This is a genomic window from Kosmotoga olearia TBF 19.5.1 (assembly GCF_000023325.1).
Taxonomy (GTDB): domain Bacteria; phylum Thermotogota; class Thermotogae; order Petrotogales; family Kosmotogaceae; genus Kosmotoga; species Kosmotoga olearia.
The window spans coordinates 820,822-844,088 of the sequence record NC_012785.1; the positions used below are offsets into that span (position 1 = coordinate 820,822).

Here is a 23,267-nt window from a genome sequence, read left to right on the forward strand (position 1 = left end):
AATTCTTCAGGGGTGCAGTATAATCTTTCCCATACTAATTCCTCCCCACTATATCAAAGAACAGATCTTCAAGACTTTTATATTTTGATAGGGTATCGTTTATCAAATTATCGACCAATATCTTTCCATCTTTCATCACGATTACTCTGTCCGCAAGTTTCTCAACTTCTGCCAAATCGTGAGATGTTAGTAAAATACTCTTACCATCTTCGTTCAACTCAAGAATCAGATTTCTCATGTTTTTCCTTGAAAGGGGATCAAGACCACTCATAGGTTCGTCAAGAATCAGAAGATCTGGGTCACTCAAAAGCGCCAGGACAAAAGATAATTTTCTCTTTGTACCTTTTGAATAAGTGTAGACTTTTTTTGTTAGAAATCCTGAAAGGCCTAACATGTTTATGTAGTACTCAATCTTTTCCCTAGTTAAAATTCCTTTGAAATAGTCAAAACATATTTTTATGTTCTTCCATCCTGTGTATTTTTCCCAGAAAAAATCTTTCTCCGGCATTACAGAGATATCTAAACCCTCCATTTTATTTATCACACCGGAATCAATATTGAAAATCCCCGATAAGCAACGAACGGTAGTCGTTTTTCCCGCACCATTTGGGCCAACAAGTGCTAGGATTTCTCCGCGTAATATATCAAAAGAAACGTTTTTTAGGATATTTCTACCCTTTATTTCTTTGGAAATAGACTCAATGGAAATAATTTTTTCGATTCTTTCAACTGTTTTTTCCATACGCAATTATAATTCCCTCCAAAAAACTGAGAAAAAGAATCAAGCAGATTTATATAACCCCATGAATCTTCAAATATCTCTTTTGACCTTAAAATAAGTGACCCACGCTTTTCTAAACAAAAACTTCCGATTTTTCTAACCTCCGAAGTCGTTTCAAGACTAGTATATATTTTTCTATATGATTTTCATATTTCTTGCCTTCTGAAATGCAGGTGAGCTAGGGGTTTCAGAAGAACTTTTTTCTTGCGTTTTCGATGTTTTGAAAAAATCCACCTCTAACGCATCAGGAGATATAAAAAATTTTTCCAAACATTTCCAACTGTTGATCAGGTAATAATCCAGAAATTATCTGTGAATCTTGATCGTTGTCGGGATTTTCAAGTTTGGAATTTGACTGTCATAAGTTCTTCTGGATTTTTTATAATTTGATTTCATTGTCTATCATAAACTTTCATTTGCTTTGTTTTTGCTTCATGTTTGAAGGCCGAAGGAAATCTGCTAATCCTTTCTAATGAATAGCTTCAATATTTCAGTAGAATTCCCTTCAAATCACCTCGAATTTTCTATAATAGAACCAGAGTTCAGTTTTTCCTTTATTCGTCTTGTTAACTCGAAGTGCATAAGTTGAGACTCATATTAGTTATCTTTAATGCAAATCATACAGTCACGATTTTTTAAGATATCTTTGGTAGGCAAATGGCAAGTAAACATTCTTAATAACCTCCATTTCTTCGCATGAGCCTTCTAGAATTGTGCCATGCTTTACGTATGCAGAATAGGCACAACCTCCACCACAAATCGCTGAGAATTCACAGCCAGCACATTTCTTCAACATAAAAACAGATCTCGATTTCCACCTTTTGCTTGCTTTATTTAGTTTAAATGAGGGATAAAATCTTCCGATGGAAAGTTCAGATTGCCCCACAGCTTTCCAGCAGGGATAAATCATTCCGTAAGGATCAAAAATCATAAGCCCCGTATGCGCATTACATGCGAAGAAACGAGGACTCCATACTTTGTTTATGAACAAATCCTTAAAAGGATAGACTATTGGTTCGCTAAATATTTCGTTTAATAAACCTTTTTCATAATACTGACAGATCTTCTTCCAAATTGCTACCTTCGAATAGTTATGTAACGTGTTGCTATTAGGGGCCGACGTGGATGCAAAAAAACAAGATAATTTGTCTTGATTCGGCCAATTATGGTATTTTAGGAATTTTATCAGTTCTGGAATAGTATGTTCGTTTTCTGAATCCACAAGGATTCGGATCGATGTTTTTATGCCTTTGAGTAACACTAACTCGATATTATGAATAATTCTATCGAAAGTTCCATTTCCGGAAATACTGACCCGTCTTTTATCATGTTCATTTTTTGGACCATCCAAACTCACCTGGACAAAATCTATTCTGTCTTTGTATTTTGCCAGATAATCTATATACTCGTTAAGATAGATACCATTTGTAATAACTGCAATTTTTCTATCTCTTGTTATTGCGTTTTTTATTATATATTCAACAGCTCTTCTATTTTCTGGCATTAAAGGTTCTCCGCCATACAACTTAATAGAAATCTTTTTATTATCTCCAAGATCATCAAAAAAGTCAATGACCTCGAAAGCTTTTTCTATTCTCCGATCATCTATGACAGTAGTTCTTTTACCCACAATACCCTCTTTCACAGAAGCCTCAAAACAGTAGGGACAAGCTAAATTGCATTTATATGTAATTACAAAACCATATTCTTTGTTCTTAAATAAAGTTTGGCAAACTTCTGTGAAGAAACGTTTCATATCACTTTTCTCTTCAATTATTGTCTTGCTGGTAAGATAACCTCTTGATATTAAGTATTTTTCGACTCTATCGTTAATTAGTTGCCCTCTAAGGACTTTTACAACCGCTGAATCTACTAAGTCAGCTGAACCGGATAACGAATTGAAAAGCAAAAAAGCGTCTGTGTCTACTTTCATTACTAAGTTGTAATGACTTTCATGCATCACCCTTACACCTCACTTTTGCTAATCTACGTTAGGGGCAGAAAAGCATCATATGGGCATTAAAAATTAACAATTTTCAAAGTACACTACTCGATAGTATTGAATGAAAGAATCAAGAAATAGGCCTTGATCTTCCAAAGCTAACTCCCTGTTGTGGTGGGAACAGAGTTCGATTTTTTTCGCGCTACCTCAACAAATGACAATTCGATCGCTTTTTTCACAAACTCACAGTAAACACGAAAATGCTTTTCAGGTAGTCCGATAGTAGCCATGCAAATACCAGAACATAAATTACGAGCCCAACAGTTCTTGCATTCTTCTATTTTTGAACTCAATTTATTCAACTTTGACTTAGATGTTAGTACTATCTCCTCAAATGTATTTGAGATGACATTTCCAATGAAGAAGCTAGATACACCGACCTTTCTATGGCAAATATACACATCACCATTACTAGCCAGAGTAACCATCGTACGCCCCGCAGTGCAATTTGCGGAGAATTCTTTTGATTCAATTTTCTTAGCTGTGCTTGACACCAATCCAAGAAAAGTACCATTCTTGTGTCTAAAATACTCATAGAGTTTTTGATAGCTGGAAGTTAATTCGAAGCTTTCGGGAATCATGTGTTCATTACTGGTGCTAACAACGGCAACATAGAGTTTCCTAATAGATAGTTCTTTGAAGACTTCTGCAAAATTCGATAAATCTGAATTCACAGATGTTGAAGTACATCTTATTGACGGTTTTAGCCCCTTTTCGTTCAACAGTTTTATACCATGAATCGTTTTGATAAAACTGTTCTCTGAGTCTTTTAGAGGACGTAAGATATTCTGGGTTCTCTCTAGGCCATCAAGACTAACTAAAACACTGAATTTTTTCTTAGTAAGAAAATCTGCAATTTTTGTATCTATCAAAGTAGCATTTGTTGTTATACCAAAGGAAAATCGATCTGGCCACATTTTTTCTACATATGATACTATCATCTCTATCAAATCGAAATTTAGCAAAGGCTCCCCACCAAAGAATGTCAGTCTTCTTCTTTGATTATCCATGTCTGGCTTCAATAATTTAATAATTGCTTTTTTTGCTGTTTCAGAATCCATACGAGATAATCGGTCAAACTCTTTCGAATTTTCATAACAATAAGCACATCTCATGTTACACTCTTGTGTTACATCTAAGGTTAAACCTCGAAAATGTGTTACTTGTTTTAACTTAGTTTCTTCACTTTTTGTTTTATTCAACCTACCATATTGTTCGAAAATTTCGAGTACCTCTTTTGGAAGAACGATGTTCTGGTAAGTTTCACCCTTTTTCAGTAACTCAAATAACTTATTATCTATCTCTAATAGAGAAATCGTTTCAGGAAAAAACACGAAATTCTTACCCAAAAGTGATGTAGTATAATATTCAATCTCTCTGTTTACGTAATGATTCATATTCACTTCACCTCCATACCCTTTCATTCTTCTGATGCCCTTTCAACAATTCGCAGAGCTTCGTCAATCATGGGATCAGCTTCTCCAATTATCCATGAGATCTTTTCATCAAGGCTCAGGTTTATGGGAATATCCGGCTCTATATGTCTTCCCTCTTCAAGAAGCAAGATCCTCGTTTTTGACAGATTTGCGATGCATTTTGTGTTTGGTAGTAAGTATCCTTTTCGATTCGAACCGAAGTTAGCTGTTTCACTGGACCGTTCCCCAAGAATCGTTCCGATATCAGCTTTCAATGTATAACTAAGGAATCTGAGACTTGCAGAGAAAACATTCTCATCTGTCAAAATCCACACTCTTCCAGAAAAATGCTTTTCAGCTGGATAGATGTATATGTTGTACTTTGAAACAATGTATTTGGTTCCCTCCCTGGTGTGGGATTTTGATCCGATTCCTATGGTTAACTCAGTTGGTTTATCTACAAGATATTCCATCAGGCTTATCACAGGCTCTAGATCACCTCCCGGATTGCTTCTAACGTCTATAATCAGATCAGTAATGTAGCTATCCAGAGCTTCTTCCATCCTGTCTATTATTTCTTGTCGAAATGACCCATTAAAACTTGGGATTTTCAATACCCCGATAGAACCATGTAGTTCAAATGATGGGCTTCTTTTTCTTACCGGTTGGGGGACCCATTTATAGTCTTTTGAAGATGCAGATTCAATCTTCAGTGTTTTTTTCCCATCTCTGCGAAGATAGGTGATCTCGAATTCCTCGATTCCCCACCATTCTGGTAGTGCCTGGATGAAGTAATTAACCCGCCAGTTTAAGCTGCTTTCAAGAGTTTCAGAAGATCCATACACTTGCAGCTCTTCAATAATATTCTCAATTGGAATACCGTTGATCTTTGTCACAATGGCACCAACTGGCAGTTTACAGATTGAATTAACTACCACGGCATACCCGTTTACCCTGCGCAATCTGAAGGGGAAAACCTTGATCTCGGCATCCGTTGGAGGGCATAACATGGAATGTTGATCATGAAGAATGGCTACCAACGGAGCAGCTATCATGTAGAATTCCGACCAGGTCATATCGTGGTCTAATTGAGCCCTTTTCTCTGCCACAAGATTCCAGAATACATCTTCATCTACCTTGAGCCAGGGATTGTAAAACTCTTCAACGATTTTGGAGACGAGAAAATCTAAATCCTCTCTCAATTGCTCGGGAGTAAAAAGCTGTTCTGCTATTGTGAAAGTGGAAGCAATCAAAAGAATTCCTATGAGTATGCAAATTATTTTATTCACTTTTTAATTCCTCCTTTTTGTCATTGATGAAAATAGGAGGAGAGCTTATAAACTGAATTTTAGTTGTAAATAGTACTTAAAGTGCCCACTTGTAATCTAAATACATTTAGGGAGAAATATTCTTTTCACGGAAGCGGAAGCTCACAAAGAGGAGAATCCGCTTGTTCTATCATGCACTCAGGACATGGTGCATCCTTTTCAGGTCCACAATCGAACAGAGTCTCGGTAACGGGACAGCTAAGAGTTTTAGGCTTACCCGGTTCGTTCAGTGGAATAATTCTGTAATCCATATTCAGTCTCCCCCTTTTCTTTTTTTGCTCTCCTCCAAAACATTTGATTTAAGGGACTATATATTACACAAAAGTCTTACCTAAAAGTGATGTAGTATAGTATTCAATCTCACTGTTTATGTAATGATTCATATTTACTTCACCTCCATACTTCTTTGCTCTTCTGATACCCTTTCGACAATTCGCAGAGCTTCGTCAAGCATGGGATCAGCTTCTCCTATTATCCATTTAATCTTTTCCTCAAGGCTCAGGTTTATGGGAATATCCGGCTCTATATGTCTCCCCTCTTCAAGAAGCAAAATCCTCGCTTTTGATAAGTCTACGCTACAGTTTGTGTTTGGTAATAAATATTCCTGTTGTTTAAACCCAAAATTCGCTGTTTCGCTTGACCTTTCTCCTAGAATCGTTCCAATGCCTTCTCTTACCAAAAAACCAAGAAATATGAGAGTACCGGAAAAAATATCTTCATCCGTTAGAATCCACAGCTTTCCAGAAAACTGTTTCTTCGCAGGATACACATTCACACCATAATCTAAAATAGCGTATTTAACTACTTCCCTTGTATAAGATTTCGCCCCGATTCCTTTGGCCAATTTCGTTGGTTTATCTACAAAATATTGCAGGAGACTCAATACGTTTCCTGTACTACCTCCCGAATTGCTTCTAACATCAATAATTAGATTGGTGATGTCGCTATCTATCGCTTCCTCCATTTTCTTTACTGTTTCATTCTTATATGATCTATTAAAACTCGGAACTTTCAAAACTCCAATAGAACCATGCAACTCAAATGATGGGCTTCTTTTTCTTACTGGTTGAGTAATCCATCTATAATACTTTGAACTTGTAGCTTCCAAATTCAGTACTTTTTCTTCATTTTTATAAAGATATGTAATCTCAAATTCCTCGATTCCCCACCACTCAGGCAATGCTTGGATGAAGTAATTCACCAGAAAATTAAGTCTACTCTCTGGAGTTTCATAGGTTCCATACATCTCCAGTTCCTGGATAATATTCTCAACCGGAATGCCATTGATCTTTGTTACAATGGCTCCGACTGGCAGTTCGCAGACTGAATTGATCACCACCGCTTTATCTTTTACCCTATGCAACCTAAACGGAAATACTCTTATTACCGCATCTGATGGCGGTTGCAAGAAAGAATGTTGGTCGTGAAGAGTGGCTACTAATGGAGCAGCTATCTTGTAGAACTCAGACCATGTCATATCATGGTCTAATTGAGCTCTTTTCTCTTCGACAAGATTCCAGAATTCGGTTTCATCTACCTTTAGCCAGGGGTTGTAATACTCTTCAACGATTTTGGAAACGAGAAAATCTAAATCCTCCCTCAACTGTTCGGGAGTAAAAAGCTTTTCGGCTATTGTGAAAGTGGAAATGAGTAAAAGGATCACTATGAGTATGTATCTCGCTTTATTCACTTTAATCCCTCCTTTTTGTCATTAACGAAAATAGGAGGAGAGCTCTTAAATTGAATCTCAGTCATAAAGAACACTTAAAATAAACACTTGTAATCTAATCCAAATACATTTAGGAGAAATTTTCTTTTCACGGAGTATCACAAACATCAAGACTGCCGCATTCATCTAGCATACCTGGTGGACATGTATCTCCACATGGTGCATCCTTTTCAGGTCCACAATCGAACAGAGTCTCGGTAACGGGACACCTAAGAGTTTTAGGCTTATCCGGTCCGTTCAGTGGAATAATTTTGTAATCCATATTCAGTCTCCCCCTTTTCTTCTTTTGCTCTCCTCCGAAACATTTGACTTAAGCGATCACATATTTAGTAATTAATAAAACAAAGGGAAAAACACGAAACTCTTACCCAAAAGCGATGTAGTATAGTATTCAATCTCTCTGTTTATGTAATGATTCATATTCACTTCACCTCCATACCCTTTCATTCTTCTGATGCCCTTTCAACAATTCGCAGAGCTTCGTCAAGCATAGAATCAGCTTCACCAATTATCCATGAAATCTTTTCCTCATGTCTCCCCTCTTCAAGAAGCAAAATCCTCGCTTTTGACAGATTTGCATTGTATTTTTGATTGACGTTTTCTTTATTTGGGGAATTTACTAAAAACTGCTAACAGACCCCTTTTACAAAATTCTCTACGCAATCTCTATTTTCATGCACCAGCAGTTCGCCCACTTTTATGCCATTGTGTATAGCTATTATCCTGTCCATTTTCTTCAAATCTTCTATCTCATGTGTTGCAAAAATGACTATCTTCTCTTTTCCAAGCTCGTTCACTATCTTGTGTATTCCACCTCTCGTCTTTATATCTATCCCCGCACATGGCTCGTCAAATATGTATACTTTAGCTTCTTTCAGCAGCGCCCTCGCTATGTCCAGCCTTCTCTTCAGTCCTTTTGATAACTCCATGTATCTTATTTTTCCGTATTCCTCAAGCCCCGTCTTTTCTATCACTTTTTCTACTTTTTTCTTTAACTCCTTCCCTACAAGTCCGTTCAACATCCCAAAGAATTCAAGGTTTTGTTTGACAGTTAATCTGTAATAAAAGCTCCTTTCCATTCCAGTGGATATGGTTATGTTTTTCCTTGCATATTTGTTGTTTTTGATGATATTTACTCCTTCAAGGGTAACCGTCCCCTCATCTGGCAACAAAAATGTGGCAATGATTTTTAGTAGCGTTGTCTTCCCCGCACCATTCTCTCCAAATATCGCTACTTTTTTCCCGGTTTCTATCTTTAGACTCACACCTTTCAACGCTTCTATCCCGTTTTTGTATTTTTTCTTCACACCTAGCACTTCAAGCATTCCATCTCACCTTCAATACCATACAAGAGTTCCTTCTTTTTGTGCTTTGCGCAGGTTGGTTTGGAATACTATTATTCCCAAGGGTAGTAAAAGTATGCCCATGACTATTAATATTAACAATCCGTCTTTTATCTGAGTCAGTGTGTATCCTTTTATTAGCGTTTTTCTCGATAAATCCATTCCAAATGTAGTGGGAAGAAAATACGACACAGGTCTTATCCATGTTGGCAGTATTTCGACGGGAAAATATATGCCTGAAAATATTCCTGCTGTCGTTGAGTATATCCATCCTATGGGATCACCTCTCTTTGTTACCACCACCATAGCAGCGCTCAAAAGACCGATACCGGAAAGAGGAAACATCGTTACTATCAGCACCACGAAAGTTGCAAATATATTGGGTGTTATATGCACTGAAAATAACCACACAAGGGCAAAGAACATGATAATAATATTTATACTTGTGAACATAAAAGAGCTCAGAAAATTGAAGGTAAAAAGTTCCCAGAAAGGTGTTTCGGAAAGAAGAAGATATTCCAGCGTGCCCATTGATTGCTCACGCTGGATAGATGCTTTGAAAGTGGAAAGAGCAAGGTTCGTATATGACATGAAAACGGTACCTGTAATAAAATAAGCAAGGACATCACCTCCGTATTTTTCTATCATAGGAAAGTAATTGCCACCTGCTATGAACTTACCAATAAGTCCAAATTGGATTATTCCCACAAATCCACTGAGAAACCCAAGAACAAGCTGTACCCTGTAAGAGAGCCATATCGCTATGTCTCTTCTAAAAAAGTAGCAAAATTTGTATATTAATGCTTTCACTTTTAATCAACTCCCGTGATTGGTTATTGCGACTTTGTTTATTCGTTTTATCGATAGCCATGTTAATAACGCAAGCCACATTGCTCCGTACATCAATGCCTTTTTAGGATCATCAAGCCAGAACATATCAACAAGAACTTTCAAAAATTTGCTGTCTTTAAAATTGAGCATCAAAAAGAATGTGAGTTTCATGGCTATGAATATAATCCCTGCTGACATAATGCTGCCAATCATCAGTTTCCCAGGTAGAAAAGTCGTTATCAGCACAGCCAGCGCAACGTATACCATCGTTTTCAAGATATTGGAACTTACTTCTTCAAGCGCTTTTGTTATTTCTGGATTTTGACCCGCTGTTTCTATTCCTTTCAGTGTGAAATCTCCGGTTACCATTCCTGAACCTATCGAAATGAGCGCAAAGGCTATAAAAAATTGCAAAACAATGAAAAGATAGAAAGTCAGCAATCTTTTCCACATCCACTTTGTTCGACTTTTCCCACACAGCAAATGCGTAAGAATGTACCTTCCACATACTCCACATTGAAAGCAAGATCTGCCAACATCAGTGATAATATTGGTATCAATAATTCCTGTGTATTGGATATAAAATGCAGACCTATGGCCATACCTCCAAACATTTTTCCGTTTGATTTAAAAATTAACGCGCTTAAAATACCAATAATCAGGTATATCGCCTGTATAACTATCCAGTGTCTATGCTTGAATAAAATTCTCATATTGTCACCTCTTTTTCTATTACTCTATCTATGAGGCCTTGATACATATCTGGATTTGTACCGGCAATTATGCAGGTTTTACCGTTTTCTTTATAATCACGAAGTAAATTTACTAAAGTTTCATGGCGCTTTTTATCAAGTGCGAGTTCTGGCTCATCCCATATCAGAAGTTCAGGATCATTTATCAGCGAGAGTGTTAATTTAGCTATCTTCCTCATGCCATGGGAGGATTTCTTGTATTTTCTGTTGAAATCTATGTTCCACATTCTTACATATTTTTTCAGTGCTTCTTCTGCCATTTCGGGTGTTACACCTTTTTGTCTGGCGAAGAGTAATATATTTTCTCTCAAGCTAAGTTCTCTGTATAATCCCATACCATCAATCACTATTCCCAACCTTTTTAAAATTTCAGGGTTACGATGTGGTTCTTTTCCAAAAACGCTAACATTCCCAGTTGTTGGAGGTATTAATCCACAAAGGATTTTTAAGAGCGTACTCTTCCCGGAACCGTTTAGACCTTTTATATAAACAAATTCACCCTTTTTCACGCTCAACGAGAAGTTGTCGAATATTTTCGGCCCATTGGCAAAAGAAAACGATACATTCTCCATAGACGCAACCGTCATCTTCTAACCTCCGAAGTCGTTTCAAGACTAGTATATATTTTTCTATATGATTTTCAAATTTCTTGCCTTCTGAAATGCAGGTGGAATGGGGGTTTCAGAAGGGCTTTTTTCTTGTGTTTTCGATGTTTTGAAAAAATCCACCTCTAACGTATCAGGAGATATAAAAAATTTTTCCAAACATTTCCAACTGTTGATCGGTAATAATACAGAAACTATCTGTGAGCGTTGACTGCTGAGTTCTTCGAGTTTTTCCTCGAGCTGTTTTACCCTGGATTTCTTTACGTTTTCCAAGCCGTCTTTTCTTCCATCGAGGTTTTCTTTGCCTTTATCTGTACCCCCTTGCCTTTACTTTATCTCTCTACTTATATGTCCAATTCTTCAGGGGAGCAGTAAATAGTTTTTGTTCCATATTTGGGAGCCGAAGGAAATTCATCAATCCTTTCTAACAAATAGCTTCAATATTTCAACAGAATCCTGTGGACAAAAAATGTGATTATCGGAGATGTTTTCTTTTCCATACACTGATCCATCGAAAGGTTTTTCGACACATTTTGAACATAGCTTGCATTCTTCTGTGGAAAGGCTCAAATCCCATTTTGTGGATTTAGAAAAAATATTGCTTTCCAGGGAACAATTGCCTTTTCCAGATAGTATTACTGCAACATGGTTGCGATAGAAAATATTCTTCGATAAATCTAGTTCTGAGACATCAATAAATTTTGCACCAATTACATTTTCAGAAAATTTGTTGTTCTGACTGTATAGCGTATCTACGTTGCTTACAAGAAGACCTGTTCCCATGTGTTTTACCAGGTTGTTGGTGAATTCTATGTTATTAGCTGCTGATACAAGCATTGCTGTTCCACGGTATGTGAAACCTCCTTGGATTTTTTCCCTAACACCATTGAATACCGAGGTAGATATCGAAAGCGATCCACCAGAAAATAATATAGCGGTGCCGGAGGTCTCAAACTTACAATTTCTGAAGCTCACGTTGCTCATTATAATTTGAAAAAGCCTTCCATCCCCTCTGAATTTTATCCCCTCAAATTTTAGTTCATCAGAACCAATAACAACGATCATGGGGATTTCCGAATCAACTGGTTCAAAATAAACTTTTCCTTTCTCACCAACTATCTCAAGGGATTTGTTTATGACAGCTTTTGTATTATAAACACCTGGCATGACTTTAATAATGTCACCATTTTGAGCGATATCAATAGCTTTTTGAAGTGAATTTATGTCACCTTCTGGATTGACTGTTATCGTTCTTCCCATCTCATCTGCAATCAAAAGTGTTGAAAGAACCAGTAAAACTGTGAAAAGCATTAATGATTTTCTTAATGACATACCTGTCCCCCCCATAATTCACATTAAAAAGCTTTGCTTCAAATTCAGGCCTACTTCACGGCGACAGCATGTCTCATAAGGAGTATCGAGAAGTGAATACCAACTACATGGATAAATCGTTACACATTCATATTCACCAACACAGGTTTCAGGATAGGTGCACTGTGCGAGACAATACGCAGTACATGCTGCATAACAAACAGCATTTGTTCCACAAGTTGCACATCCTGCTACACATTGAGCGTAACAGGTCCAATCAGTGTATGCAGGTCGTACTTCCGTACACCAACATTCAGTGCGGGGTTCAGTTATACTGTCATCACATTCAACTCGAAGTGGTATTATACTTTCTACAGAAAACAATACTGTTGAAACCATAATTAGAAGAACAAAAACCATCCTTTTTAACATGCGAATCCCTCCTTTTGTTTCTTTATTTCCTAAGTACATGTTCCTTCGACCCCCAAATATGGGAAAAACTATTTGTTTTTAGGATATAAAAATCAAAAATCTTGCTATGTCAAGAAAGTGCTGTAAAAACATCCTTGTATCCCAAAAAAGACTACAACTCTGTATTTAGACATCGCAATCTTGCTTTACCTCTAACACAACAAGAGATATAAAAATCCGGCTCATATATTTCCAACTATCGATCAGGTAATAATACAGAAACTATCTGTGTGTCTTGACTGCTGCTGAGTTCTTCAACTTTTTCCTCGAGCTGTTTTACCCTGGATTTCTTTCCGTTTTCCAAGCCTTCTTTGGCTCTCTCGATAAACCTGTCACGCCATCTGTAATACTGAGCTTGTTAAATTCCTTGATCTCTGCAGATTTGAGAAATAATTTTTTGCATGCTTTAAATAGTTCTTATGCTAGATGAGATACTTCTTTTTTCCTTAGACACCTCTGGTTTCTTTCCCCACCACACAGCTTAACCATAGGTTGTGTTAATTCAGCACAATCCTATCCATCAATTGTCTGAACAACAGGTGGTCTTGTGACCTCTGTCTGCTCATTGTAATCATCTTCTCCCGCAAAAATAAGCGTTACAAACATAAAAATCACCAGCAGCATTATCATCACTTTTCTCACTATCTCACCCCTTTATTCCCAACATAGCACCGTACATTTGAAAGTCAAATTTCATGCATTCTGTATCCCGCTTCTGTTGCAAATTTTGGTATGGTAAAATTTATATGATTTGTATATTTCATGTTTTTTTTAGTTATAACACCTCAATTACTTGGTGCAATCCATGTATTTATCTGTATGTTGGGTGATCAATTTGAATAAAAAGCTCTATGAGATCTTAGATTTACTTTTCAAGCACGGACAATATGTAATGCTCCCCGAAAAACTGGACAAAAAATCAAGCAATTTTGTGTAGACTCATGGATTCTTCGAATATCTCTTTTGGGCTTTTGTATCCTAAAGCACTATGGGGATATTCTTCGTTATAAAACTTTTCAAAAGCTTTCGTCTTTTCGATTAGCTCTTCGTAACTCGGATTGTCCAATACCCATGCAACTTCTTCTTTGTATGTTCTGAAATACCTTTCCGTGTTGGCATTACCTTTGGGATTGTTGTAGCTCGTGAATATCTGTTTTATCCCAAGTACAGTACATTCTTTCAGGAACTTCGTGCTCGTTGGTTGGCTGCCGTTGTCGCTCACCAGTATTACTCCTTCGCCCCGCACACCTTCGGGATATCCCTCATTTAAGGCTCTGTCCAACGCTTTTAACCATTCTTCTGCTCTACACCTGAGACTTATTTCCGATCCAAGGATTTCTCTTGTGTACCAATCTATCACTGCTATGTAATATGCCCAACCAGCATCTCTTGTGAATACTTTTGTCATGTCGATCCCAAGCACCTCTCTGGGCCTGGTGGGCTTTATTTTCTTTTGAATGGTTCTACAAGCTTTTTTGTGCTCAACTTTGAAGAGTAATCCATTTTCTTTCATTATTCGGTATACCCTCTTTTGGTTGAGCTTATTGCCTTTTTTCCTCAACATCGCCCAGATTCGACGATATCCCCAGTAAGGATGCTCTCTTTTGAGTTCTTCTATTTCCTTGAGTATTTTTTCATCATCTGTTCTTCGACTGTATTCCCTAGGCTTGTAGTAATACGTGCTCCGGTTGATTTTCAAATACCTCAGCGCTTCTGAAACGCTGAATCCCTCATTAACAAGCAGTGCCACTATTTCCCGTTGCCTGGATGTACTACTGTTTTTTTTAATGTCTCAATGACGATGGTCTGTTTCCCTATTACCTTCTCGAGTTCTTCTACTTTTTCTTCGAGCTGCTTTACCCTGGATTTCTTCCCGTTTTCCAAGCCTTCTTTGGCTCCTTCGAGAAACCTGTCACGCCATTTGTAATACTGAGCTTGTGAAATTCCATGTTCTCTGCAGATTTGAGAAACGCTCTTTTCTCGACGAAGCCCTTCCAGAATTATTGCCATCTTTTCTTCTGTCGAGAGTTTCTTTGCCATTATCTGCACCCCCTTGCCTTTATTTTATCTCTCTACTTTTTTCCTGTCCAATTCTTCAGGGGAGCAGTATAAATATTCAAAACCTTTTGTGGTAAATTTCCTCCAATTTTTCACTGGACCTGAATGCTTTTATCTAAAAGCAAGACTTTTGAGCTGGAGGAATGAATACGATCGAGCACTTTATGAAATAGAAAAAGGGTTGAAAACCGCCGATTCAACGAGGGCCGAATATCTTCTGTACGCACTGAAGCTATCTTTATTAAGCAAAACTGGAGCAAAGCAAACAGATAAAATGATAGTCAAGCTAAAAAAGGGCTTGCACAGAATTCCACCTATTGCGCGTAAATTAATCATTAGCACTATTCTCAACCATACAATTCGCAGTTGTGGGGTTGAAAAGATAAGGATATGGGGAAAGTTATACGAAAATGATCTTGCCACATGGTGTGCAGTACAAATTGCTTTTGCTAGGAAGCTTTATCGTACAGGAGATATAAACAAAAGCGTGAGATTATTGCTAAATGTGTACAAAACTGCCAGGAGATTGCCAAATCCCTCACAGATGATTTCAGCATTAAATAACGCAGCATGGTATTTGAAGAAAGATCATCCTTACTGGGCATTGAAAATGTCCCGGCAAAGTGTGTATTGGATGGGATGGTATAAAGAATGGGAAGAAGCGTCTGCGAATATATTTGACACTTTGTTGGAACTGCAAATACTCTCTCATGATAATTTCGGAGCTTTCATTATAACAATGCTTATGTTGAAGATGAGAGACTTGAATGGAAGTTACATGAAAAAGATACAGATATGGAAAGACATAACTCTGGGCATTTCAATGTACAGGAACACGAGAAGGCTTCGGAGATGGATAGGATCTATCGGAAATAGTATGTCGGACATTTCAAGAAAGACAGGGATAGACAGGAAAGTATTAACAAAAATAATAAGCGGGGAAGTAAGAAACATAAAAGGAGAGACAATAAGAAAAATAATACGAGGATCGAGAAATTTTGATGTTTTCAAAACACCATATCCTATATACAACGAATTAGTGAAGATAGATATTGAGAAACGGTTTGAAGAAGCGATAGAAAGTTTGAGACAACTACCGCTTTCAGAAAGACAGACTTTATTCATATCCACATACATGGCTCAGATTAAAAGGGATAAGTTTTATTTATCGAGGAAAGACAAGTTCAAAGAAGCATATGAGATGCTTGGTGAAATTGGAAAATTTGAGAGATATATGTTCAAAAGATACGAAACTATGGAATTTATGATAGACATGATGAGAGCGCACCCGTACATAGAAGGAAGGAAGGCGGTAGTAAGAAAAGCAATAGATAGAATGAAAAAGAAGAAAAAGGAAGACTTTATTCATGGATATATAGAACTTGATGAGCATGATAGGAGACTACTGGACAGATTTTTTCGAAACTACGGCAGGTATGATGGCATAAGGTTCGGGGTGAGGATAGATGGACCTGAGAGAGTAAGATCATTTGCAAAGAGGTACAGATTGAAGATACAACCATGTTTTATTGCCTATTGGTGTGAAGAAGATGGAAGGATACGAAGAAAGCTGGAAAGGATTTTGGAAATCATATAATACCAACCGGAAATTTTCTTTTGTCAACATCGATCAGAAATGTGAGAAATCGTCCCGCAGAACTTTATCCCTTCACCCAGAAATACAGGCTAAAGAAAACCCAGACTGCCCTTGCTTACTGGGCGCTGGATAAGAAGAAGGAAAGGGAAAAGCTGATTAATAGACTTTTGAGATTTATTTGAAATCCTCAAACTGTTTCTGATGATTCAACAATTGAATTTTCGGTTTTTGGTTTGCTTTCAAGAAAGTCGAAAGTTTTTGTGAAGAGATAGACCAGTGTGATAAGAGTCGTTAAAATAAGTGAACCAAAAATAACTAAATGTACAGGATATTTATCTACAATTAATCCGTAAACAGCCATACCGATTGGCATGCTTATCTGTGCGATAAGGGAGATTGCCGATAGTACACGGGTCCTAAGTTCTGTTGGGGTTGCCAATTGGAAATATACTCCAACAGGTGTATTGATGAAAGCATTGAAGAAGCCCATGGCAACGAAAAATCCTGCTATAAATATAAGGTATATCCAACTTGGTCCTCCAAAGAAGCTTATCATCCGTGGAAAAGTAAGAGTGCCGAAAGTGTAGAAAAGAACTAATTGGAAAAACAAACCGGTTAAGAACAATCTTTTTATACTTTTGTTCTTAGCAATGATTACAAGAAGTATGTTTCCCGCAGTAATACCGATGAGCCATGAAGCATTCAAAATTCCATATTGATAGCTATTGAATCCAACGATTTCCCTAGCAAAATATGGAATCACAAGCATTATCACTGGTCCCATAAGAAAGTTGGTAAGCATTATGAAAATCATTATTCGAAGTACTCCTGCTAGTTTTTTGAAAGCATTGACACCATCTTTCAAGTCTTCCCAAATTTGTCTGACGGTTATTTTCTTTTTTACTGTTGTCTGTTCATAACTTATGAATATCTCGCTAATGCCGGATATAACGAAGGTCGTGGCATTTAATGCAAAAACGAGCCATATTCCAAGGGGATATAGAATGCCTCCAAGAATTGGACCAACAATGTAACTAAAGCTATCGGTTGCATTAACTATTGAGTTTGCAGATGTAAGGTTATTTTCTGGGACTATATCTGGCAGTATAGCTCTTGTAACAGGATCGAAGAAGATATCCATAGTGGAAATAATCAGTTGAAAGCCATAAATAAGAATAATTCCCATGGATTCCTTAAAGGCAAGAAAAGCCATAAGAAAGATGATAATACCACGGAACAAATCGAGGTATACCATTAGCCATTTTCTGTTTAGTCTATCCCCGAACACCCCGGCTAAAGGAGCAAAGACAATTCGTGGTAGCATATTTATAAGCAAGAAAGTACCCATAGCAGCGCCAGAACCTGTGATATCCAATATGTAAAGCGACAGAGCAAGAGATTGTATACCACTCCCAAGAAGTGATACTAACCTTCCAAAATAATAAAGCCTAAAGTTCGTTTGCAAGCTAGACATTTTTTGTCACCCCCGGAATTTTTGCTTATTTCTTTTGGTTAAAATCTAGAAATTCATTTAACCAATTTTCAAAAGAGTTTTTCTTGGTCTCTGGAAAATGTTTTTCGGGTTTAGTCAGTTAAAATATTACTTGTGCATATATGATTTTCAAGTCTTTAGTATTTCGTAAGTCTTATTTGAAGCGGAGTACAAATAGACATTATAATAAACAATTATCCTTTTTGATTTTTTGATACTTAACACTAGAATAGAAAATGGAAGTGATGATATTTATAGGGAGGGAATCGTATAAACCGTAAAGTTCCTGAATTACTCAACCATGCCTTTGGTGTTTTTTACTCGAGACCAATGATAAATATGCTAATAGATAACAAACCTTCCAGTGAATGGAAGCATTATTCCAGAGCCATTAAGTACTACTGTGAAGGAGACTTCAGCAAAGCAAAGTCTCAGATTGAAAGAGGCTTGAAGAGTAATATGAAAAACCGTAGTCTCTTTTATCTACTACTTTCTCTCAAACTACTCGTATCAACCGGACAGAACGATAAGCTTTACAACAGGCTTAGAAGAGAATTCGGCAGAATACCGGTAAGAGTGAGACCAGAAGTCGTCTGGGCCTTAATCAACTATCACAGTATCTATCATACCGAAAGAGAACTCAAAGCCTTCAGAGTGTGGAGCGAAAGATACGAGCAGGAGAACACTGCAACGATAATGCTCTTCCTTGGAAAAGCAAGAAAAGAGGCTCTTGACAACAATAAAGAAAATGCGTTAAAACTCTTCGAAAAGACTTATGAACTGGCGAAAAAACTCGAAGATCCGCAGGGACTTATAAACGTCCTCAACGATTTTTCCTGGTACTTGAAGTTAGATACGAAAGAACGTGCCTTGAAATTAGCAGAAAAGGCCTCCTACTATTCTGGCTACTACGATGAAGACCTAGCTGCCGCTCCTTATGTGCTCGATACCCTCGCAACTATCCAATTTGAAAATCACGTTATTTCATTATATAAAACCGCTGAAATACAGCGGTTTGTCGGCTTCAGAAATAGTAGTACCTCAACCATATTGAAAAAGAAAAGCCCAGTTTTCAATCCTAGAAGATCAAAATACGCAAACAATGAACTCATAAGGGATTACTTGAAGAATCGCATGAACAACCTTTTAGCTGTTAGTAGGAACACTGGAATTGCCTGGGATAACCTCAGCAAACTCATTAACGGCAAAACCCAAACCGTCAGGGGTAAAACTTTAAGGAAGATAATCACAGGATTGGGAATCGAGGTTGATCCACTCAACGATCCTTATCCGATCGTGAACGAATGGATAAAACTTCAGATAGATAAAGGCTTTGAAAATGCGATAACAGAACTGGAAAAACTCAAACCATCCGAACGTGAAATATTAATCCTCTCAACATACACCGCTCTTTTGAACAAAAGGAAAGATTATCCTTATCTAAGCAGGAAGGGAACGCTTTCCCGTGCACTGGAACTTTGTAAAGAAGACCTTCGAAGGTTTAGAGAATTTACGGAAAATCGTTATGAAATGAAGAAATTCGTGGCTCAACTCTTCGAGCTTCATCCGTTTCTTGAAGGCAGGAGAGACCTTATTTGGAAATTCCTGAAGGCCTTACCTGCGAGAAAAAGAAAAGAGTTCATCCATAAGTATCTTCAACTCGGAGATGAAGACAGAGGGGTAATAGATACCTTCATGAGAAACTACGTTCGCTACGACAGGAACTGGGGCCTGAGACTCAAACCTCCCGCAGAACTTTATCCCTTCACCCAGAAATACAGGCTAAAGAAAACCCAGACCGCCCTCGCTTACTGGGCGCTGGATAAGAAGAAGGAAAGGAAAAAGCTGGCTAATAGACTGTTGAAGTTTGTTTGAGGTGTTTTTTATGCTTTACGGTGTCTTCGGTGTTTAACTACCGGTTAGTATGCGGGTGTATAACTTTTTTGTGTAAACTCCGAACTCCAGATTAGACATAGAATTTCACCCAAGAATTCCTAACAGACCCCTTTATTCTGTTAACTCGAAATGCATAAGCTGAGATTATGACTCACTTCCTTCTAAAGATTTTTGTTTACAGTATTCTCGAATTGCACGTATCCTAAATCCCACTATCATTTGAATAACGAATATAACCCCGTAAAAGGCGAGCATACTACGAGGAGAAAAAATATCTAGAAGAACTCCACCCAAAAAGAGGGATAATGGAGCAGAGATCGTCTGTGTTGCAGAAATCACACTCGTAACTCTACCCATTTTTCCCTGTTCAATTGTCTCTTGAAGATAGGTTTGCACACTTGCTTTGCTTATCGAAGTTACAAGACCAAATAGAAACATCATTACCATTAAACTATAAATGTTAAAGAAGATAGTGGTAGTTAGAAAGATCAAACCTATTATAAATTTAGCTCCCAGATTAATTTGAACATTATTAAATTTCCGCAGGAACTTCTTTAAGAGTGTATTTGCTGCAATACCTCCTATAATCATTCCAACTGCCATAATTGATTGAGTAATTCCATAAGTAAAAGCATCTCCATTCCATTTCCTTATCGCCACCGGTATCCAAAGGAAAAAAGGAATTAAAAAATCACCAATTGTACTCAGAAGCGTAACGGCAAAAAAAGCTCTATTCTTCCTAAACTCAGCAAATCCTTCTTTTAGCATGCTGAGATATGATTTGAAATTCTCTTTATCTTTTTCGTAATGCTTCTTGGTATCGCTTCTACCCTTTACAACAATCATGGCTCCACAGATCGCCGCGAAAATCGATGTCATTGAATCTATAAAGAAACAGGTGCTATAACCAAACATCTTGATAAATAAACCAGCAACCCCTGATCCTATAAAGGCTATGGAAGTAAAGAAAGATGTCTTAAAAGCGTTGAATGAAAATAAATGCTCTTTCGGGACAATCTCTGGAATAAAAGCAATGCTTGCAAGGAAGAAAAGCTGAAGTAAAAAGGGATAGAAAAAGGCTATCAAGTAGATATTTAATGTGCCAATCCTGCCCAAGTAGGCAGGAATAAAGAGTAAGAAGAAGACGACCAGTCCCTGGATCAAATCGCTGACAACTATTATTCTTTTCCTTGAGAATTTATCTACTATTATTCCTGCTACAAGACCAAAAATTCCTAAAGAAAATTCCTGAATCCCCATCACACTTCCCAACCCGGAAGCTTTCCCAGTCAGTTCCAACATTAACCATGCCAGGGCGATCTTGTGAAGCTCATCCCCAAAAGTAGAAACCCCTCTTCCTGTGAAGTAAAGAATGATATTTCTCTTGAGATTATTCTTCATTTTTTATCACCATTGTAGGATCCCCACCATGCTAAATTTTGGCTTAATTGAGCTCTTTTCTCTTCGACAAGATTCCAGAATACATCTTTATCTACCTTGAGCCAGGGGTTGTAATACTCTTCAACGATTTTGGAAACGAGAAAATCTAAATCCTCCCTCAACTGTTCGGGAGTAAAAAGCTTTTCGGCTATTGTGAAAGTGGAAATGAGTAAAAGGATTCCTATGAGTATATAGCGAGTTTTATTCACCACTATCTCCCTGGATTCCTGATACGTTATCCTTTTCCAGTTTCCAGTACAGCAAGTGCCTTATTTCATCGCTAAAACTTGCGTTTTTCATTGGAAGAGTTTTCATAAGAGAATTCTCATCATTTTTTCCTTATTTATTTTTCCCATAAGAATATACAGCAAAAATGCAAGGGCTATTCCAGATAAGGTGAAAATGATTATGGTACTTGTAGAAATGTTTGCTGGATTATTCATCATGCTTATAACTATTCCTATAGTCACAAACATTTCGAGGTACTGGAGAAGCAAGGGGTTTTTTACTATAACGAAAGCTATGCAAAATAGCTCTATAAGCACAAATCCAGATATTGGGGTTACGATAAAAAGCATCAACAAGAATTTTATGAGGTCACCTCTTAATAGAATCATAGTTGGAATTCCCATAAGTAACGATATAGGATAAGAAAACAAAAAGATCGCAAAACACTTTCCGAGAAGAATATCTTTAACAGATAACGGTGCTGCTAACAAACTCCCAAGAGTTCGGCTGTATCTTTCTGTATTGAAACTTATTGGAGAAAATAAGCATGCGCACAAAAGCATTGGCACCAAAGGAGATATTACTGAGTACGTTCCATTTCTACCTGGCAGAAATGGGTTTACGAAGGTAATAAATGCCGAAGTTAGGATTATGACTATCAATTTTACCTTTTCGCGAGAAAAGCATCGTATTTCTTTCCACATAATTGCTCTCATCATTCTTCATCCTCTTTCACAATTTTTATATAGATATCTTCCAAGGTCACCTTCTCAGATTCCACTCGTTCGACACCAACATCATTCTCTACAAGGAACTTGACTAATTTTTTTGTATCGAAATGATCTCCTGGCACAAGGATTTCTTTATCCCTTATTTTTTCAATGGGATAATTTTTAAATAGTTTCTTTTTAAGAACATCGCTTACATTCGTAGATACAATTATTTTCACACATTCCCTAACTCCTAATTGTTTTTTTAATTCTTCCATGGAACCGTCGGCTATGATTTTCCCTTTTCTAATCATTATTATCCTTGTGCATACTCTTTCAATGTCGTATAGATCATGTGAAGTAATGATAATGGTTTTATCTGTTCCTGCGAAACCTTTTAATAGGTCTACTACCTGTCTTCTTACAACAGGGTCAAGGTTCGACGTGGGTTCATCCATTACGATGAAAAGCGGGTCATGGATAGCTACCTTCGCTATGGCTAATTTTTGCTTCAAGCCTCTGGAAAGCTCCTTTACAAGATCTTTTCGTTTGATCCACAAATCCCATCTTTCCAATATTCCTTTTACCTTTCGCGTATCCACAGCATATACTTTTGCCCAAAATATCATGTTTTTTTCTACTGTCATATTCTCATATAGCCCTCTATCATCGAGGAGAAAACCTGTCTTCTTCTTGAATTCCATAGGCAACGAATAACTATCTTGCCCCCATAATTTGACTCTTCCAGATGAGAGCTTTAGCAGGCCAAGGAGCGATTTCACGGCGGTTGTTTTTCCCGCACCATTAGGCCCTATTAACCCTACGATCTCTCCTCTTTCTATTTTGAAGGTTATGTTTTTGAGTGCCTCCGTACCGTTTGGATAGATTTTGCAAGCATTTTGAAATTCAACAACATGCGAATTCACAGTGTATCGCCTCTTTTTTATAACTGCCCGGCTTTGGTCAACATTATTAAAATAAGCCCTACAACTCCCAAAATCCCCACAATAGTTAAAGCTATTCTTTGCAAAGTCTTTCGGCGCTTTTCTGGTAACGATTTTGCTTTGTATATCATAACAATTGCGCCCAAAAGTATCACGTTACCTATTATCCCGAATAACTGCAATTTACTCATTCAAATCACCTCCCATATTATGTGGACAAACAATGTTTTGCTTGTGTTCATTTAACGATCTTTGCTCAGCTGCATAACAAGCAGTAAATCTAAACTTAAAATAAGTAACGATGCTTTTCTCAAAACAAATACTTTCGATTTTC

At 37.3% G+C, this 23,267-nt stretch carries 24 protein-coding genes and 1 pseudogene; 3 read left to right on the forward strand and 22 right to left on the reverse strand.

Annotated features, from left to right (window positions below):
- Nucleotides 1–34: 34 nt before the first annotated feature.
- From KOLE_RS03895 to KOLE_RS03955, 16 genes and pseudogenes are all read right to left on the reverse strand, one after another.
- Nucleotides 35–742 carry an ABC transporter ATP-binding protein gene (locus tag KOLE_RS03895; protein ID WP_041288873.1) on the reverse strand — a complete coding sequence of 236 codons (708 nt, stop codon included), beginning with the start codon at nt 740–742 and terminating at the stop codon, nt 35–37.
- Nucleotides 743–1,406: 664 nt separating this feature from the next.
- The gene (locus tag KOLE_RS03900; protein ID WP_015868146.1) at nt 1,407–2,741 is read right to left on the reverse strand and encodes a radical SAM/SPASM domain-containing protein; all 1,335 of its coding nucleotides are present in this window, start codon (nt 2,739–2,741) and stop codon (nt 1,407–1,409) included.
- Nucleotides 2,742–2,881: 140 nt separating this feature from the next.
- Nucleotides 2,882–4,180 (reverse strand): radical SAM/SPASM domain-containing protein, encoded by a 1,299-nt coding sequence (locus KOLE_RS03905; RefSeq protein ID WP_015868147.1) that lies wholly within the window; start codon nt 4,178–4,180, stop codon nt 2,882–2,884.
- A gap of 23 nt (nt 4,181–4,203) precedes the next feature.
- On the reverse strand, nt 4,204–5,487 hold the full coding sequence (locus tag KOLE_RS03910; RefSeq protein ID WP_015868148.1) for a S41 family peptidase: 1,284 nt from the start codon (nt 5,485–5,487) through the stop codon (nt 4,204–4,206).
- 125 nt (nt 5,488–5,612) lie between these two features.
- Entirely contained in the window at nt 5,613–5,777 is a 165-nt protein-coding gene (locus KOLE_RS11630) for a hypothetical protein (RefSeq protein ID WP_015868149.1), read from the reverse strand.
- Nucleotides 5,778–5,911: 134 nt separating this feature from the next.
- On the reverse strand, nt 5,912–7,216 hold the full coding sequence (locus KOLE_RS03915) for a S41 family peptidase (RefSeq protein ID WP_015868150.1): 1,305 nt from the start codon (nt 7,214–7,216) through the stop codon (nt 5,912–5,914).
- 127 nt (nt 7,217–7,343) lie between these two features.
- On the reverse strand, nt 7,344–7,517 hold the full coding sequence (locus KOLE_RS11635; protein WP_015868151.1) for a hypothetical protein: 174 nt from the start codon (nt 7,515–7,517) through the stop codon (nt 7,344–7,346).
- 367 nt (nt 7,518–7,884) lie between these two features.
- A complete protein-coding gene (locus KOLE_RS03920; protein WP_015868152.1) occupies nt 7,885–8,580 on the reverse strand; it encodes an ABC transporter ATP-binding protein in 696 nt (231 codons plus the stop codon).
- Between the two features lie 12 nt (nt 8,581–8,592).
- The gene (locus KOLE_RS03925; RefSeq protein ID WP_015868153.1) at nt 8,593–9,408 is read right to left on the reverse strand and encodes an ABC transporter permease; all 816 of its coding nucleotides are present in this window, start codon (nt 9,406–9,408) and stop codon (nt 8,593–8,595) included.
- A gap of 6 nt (nt 9,409–9,414) precedes the next feature.
- Complete coding sequence (locus KOLE_RS11075) at nt 9,415–9,870, reverse strand: hypothetical protein (protein ID WP_015868154.1); 456 nt, start codon at nt 9,868–9,870, stop codon at nt 9,415–9,417.
- Nucleotides 9,864–10,142, reverse strand: coding sequence for a hypothetical protein (locus KOLE_RS03935; RefSeq protein WP_015868155.1), 279 nt, complete (start codon nt 10,140–10,142; stop codon nt 9,864–9,866). Before KOLE_RS03935 ends, KOLE_RS11075 begins: the two co-directional genes overlap by 7 nt.
- Nucleotides 10,139–10,768 carry an ATP-binding cassette domain-containing protein gene (locus KOLE_RS03940; RefSeq protein WP_015868156.1) on the reverse strand — a complete coding sequence of 210 codons (630 nt, stop codon included), beginning with the start codon at nt 10,766–10,768 and terminating at the stop codon, nt 10,139–10,141. The genes KOLE_RS03935 and KOLE_RS03940 overlap by 4 nt, the downstream gene beginning before the upstream one ends.
- A gap of 432 nt (nt 10,769–11,200) precedes the next feature.
- On the reverse strand, nt 11,201–12,118 hold the full coding sequence (locus KOLE_RS03950) for a NosD domain-containing protein (RefSeq protein ID WP_015868157.1): 918 nt from the start codon (nt 12,116–12,118) through the stop codon (nt 11,201–11,203).
- Between the two features lie 664 nt (nt 12,119–12,782).
- Nucleotides 12,783–12,971, reverse strand: a pseudogene (locus KOLE_RS11460) (transposase); the annotation flags it as partial.
- 110 nt (nt 12,972–13,081) lie between these two features.
- Entirely contained in the window at nt 13,082–13,210 is a 129-nt protein-coding gene (locus KOLE_RS11805; protein ID WP_272940770.1) for a hypothetical protein, read from the reverse strand.
- Nucleotides 13,211–13,487: 277 nt separating this feature from the next.
- A protein-coding gene (locus KOLE_RS03955; RefSeq protein ID WP_148207985.1) for an IS3 family transposase occupies nt 13,488–14,608 on the reverse strand; the annotation gives its coding sequence in 2 pieces (ribosomal slippage) (nt 13,488–14,356 and nt 14,356–14,608; 1,122 coding nt in all).
- Nucleotides 14,609–14,756: 148 nt separating this feature from the next.
- Here KOLE_RS03955 and KOLE_RS03965 point away from each other — a divergent pair.
- Both KOLE_RS03965 and KOLE_RS11565 read left to right on the forward strand, forming a co-directional pair.
- Nucleotides 14,757–16,223: a helix-turn-helix domain-containing protein gene (locus KOLE_RS03965; protein WP_148207986.1), complete on the forward strand. Its 1,467-nt coding sequence runs from the start codon at nt 14,757–14,759 to the stop codon at nt 16,221–16,223.
- Between the two features lie 20 nt (nt 16,224–16,243).
- Nucleotides 16,244–16,405 carry a hypothetical protein gene (locus KOLE_RS11565; RefSeq protein ID WP_158303004.1) on the forward strand — a complete coding sequence of 54 codons (162 nt, stop codon included), beginning with the start codon at nt 16,244–16,246 and terminating at the stop codon, nt 16,403–16,405.
- A gap of 5 nt (nt 16,406–16,410) precedes the next feature.
- Here the strand turns inward: KOLE_RS11565 and KOLE_RS03970 are convergent, their stop codons facing one another.
- Complete coding sequence (locus tag KOLE_RS03970) at nt 16,411–17,697, reverse strand: MFS transporter (protein ID WP_015868162.1); 1,287 nt, start codon at nt 17,695–17,697, stop codon at nt 16,411–16,413.
- A 348-nt stretch (nt 17,698–18,045) separates the two neighbouring features.
- On the opposite strand from KOLE_RS03970, the gene KOLE_RS03975 reads away from it, so the two are divergent.
- Nucleotides 18,046–19,590 (forward strand): helix-turn-helix domain-containing protein, encoded by a 1,545-nt coding sequence (locus KOLE_RS03975; RefSeq protein ID WP_237697539.1) that lies wholly within the window; start codon nt 18,046–18,048, stop codon nt 19,588–19,590.
- A 165-nt stretch (nt 19,591–19,755) separates the two neighbouring features.
- Here the strand turns inward: KOLE_RS03975 and KOLE_RS03980 are convergent, their stop codons facing one another.
- The 5 genes from KOLE_RS03980 to KOLE_RS04000 form a co-directional block, all read right to left on the reverse strand.
- Nucleotides 19,756–21,012 carry an MFS transporter gene (locus KOLE_RS03980; RefSeq protein ID WP_015868164.1) on the reverse strand — a complete coding sequence of 419 codons (1,257 nt, stop codon included), beginning with the start codon at nt 21,010–21,012 and terminating at the stop codon, nt 19,756–19,758.
- On the reverse strand, nt 21,009–21,260 hold the full coding sequence (locus KOLE_RS03985; RefSeq protein ID WP_015868165.1) for a hypothetical protein: 252 nt from the start codon (nt 21,258–21,260) through the stop codon (nt 21,009–21,011). The genes KOLE_RS03980 and KOLE_RS03985 overlap by 4 nt, the downstream gene beginning before the upstream one ends.
- 102 nt (nt 21,261–21,362) lie before the next feature.
- Nucleotides 21,363–21,998, reverse strand: coding sequence for a hypothetical protein (locus KOLE_RS03990; protein ID WP_015868167.1), 636 nt, complete (start codon nt 21,996–21,998; stop codon nt 21,363–21,365).
- Nucleotides 21,995–22,915 (reverse strand): ABC transporter ATP-binding protein, encoded by a 921-nt coding sequence (locus KOLE_RS03995; RefSeq protein ID WP_015868168.1) that lies wholly within the window; start codon nt 22,913–22,915, stop codon nt 21,995–21,997. Before KOLE_RS03995 ends, KOLE_RS03990 begins: the two co-directional genes overlap by 4 nt.
- 17 nt (nt 22,916–22,932) lie before the next feature.
- Nucleotides 22,933–23,124: a hypothetical protein gene (locus KOLE_RS04000; RefSeq protein WP_015868169.1), complete on the reverse strand. Its 192-nt coding sequence runs from the start codon at nt 23,122–23,124 to the stop codon at nt 22,933–22,935.
- Nucleotides 23,125–23,267: the final 143 nt, after the last annotated feature.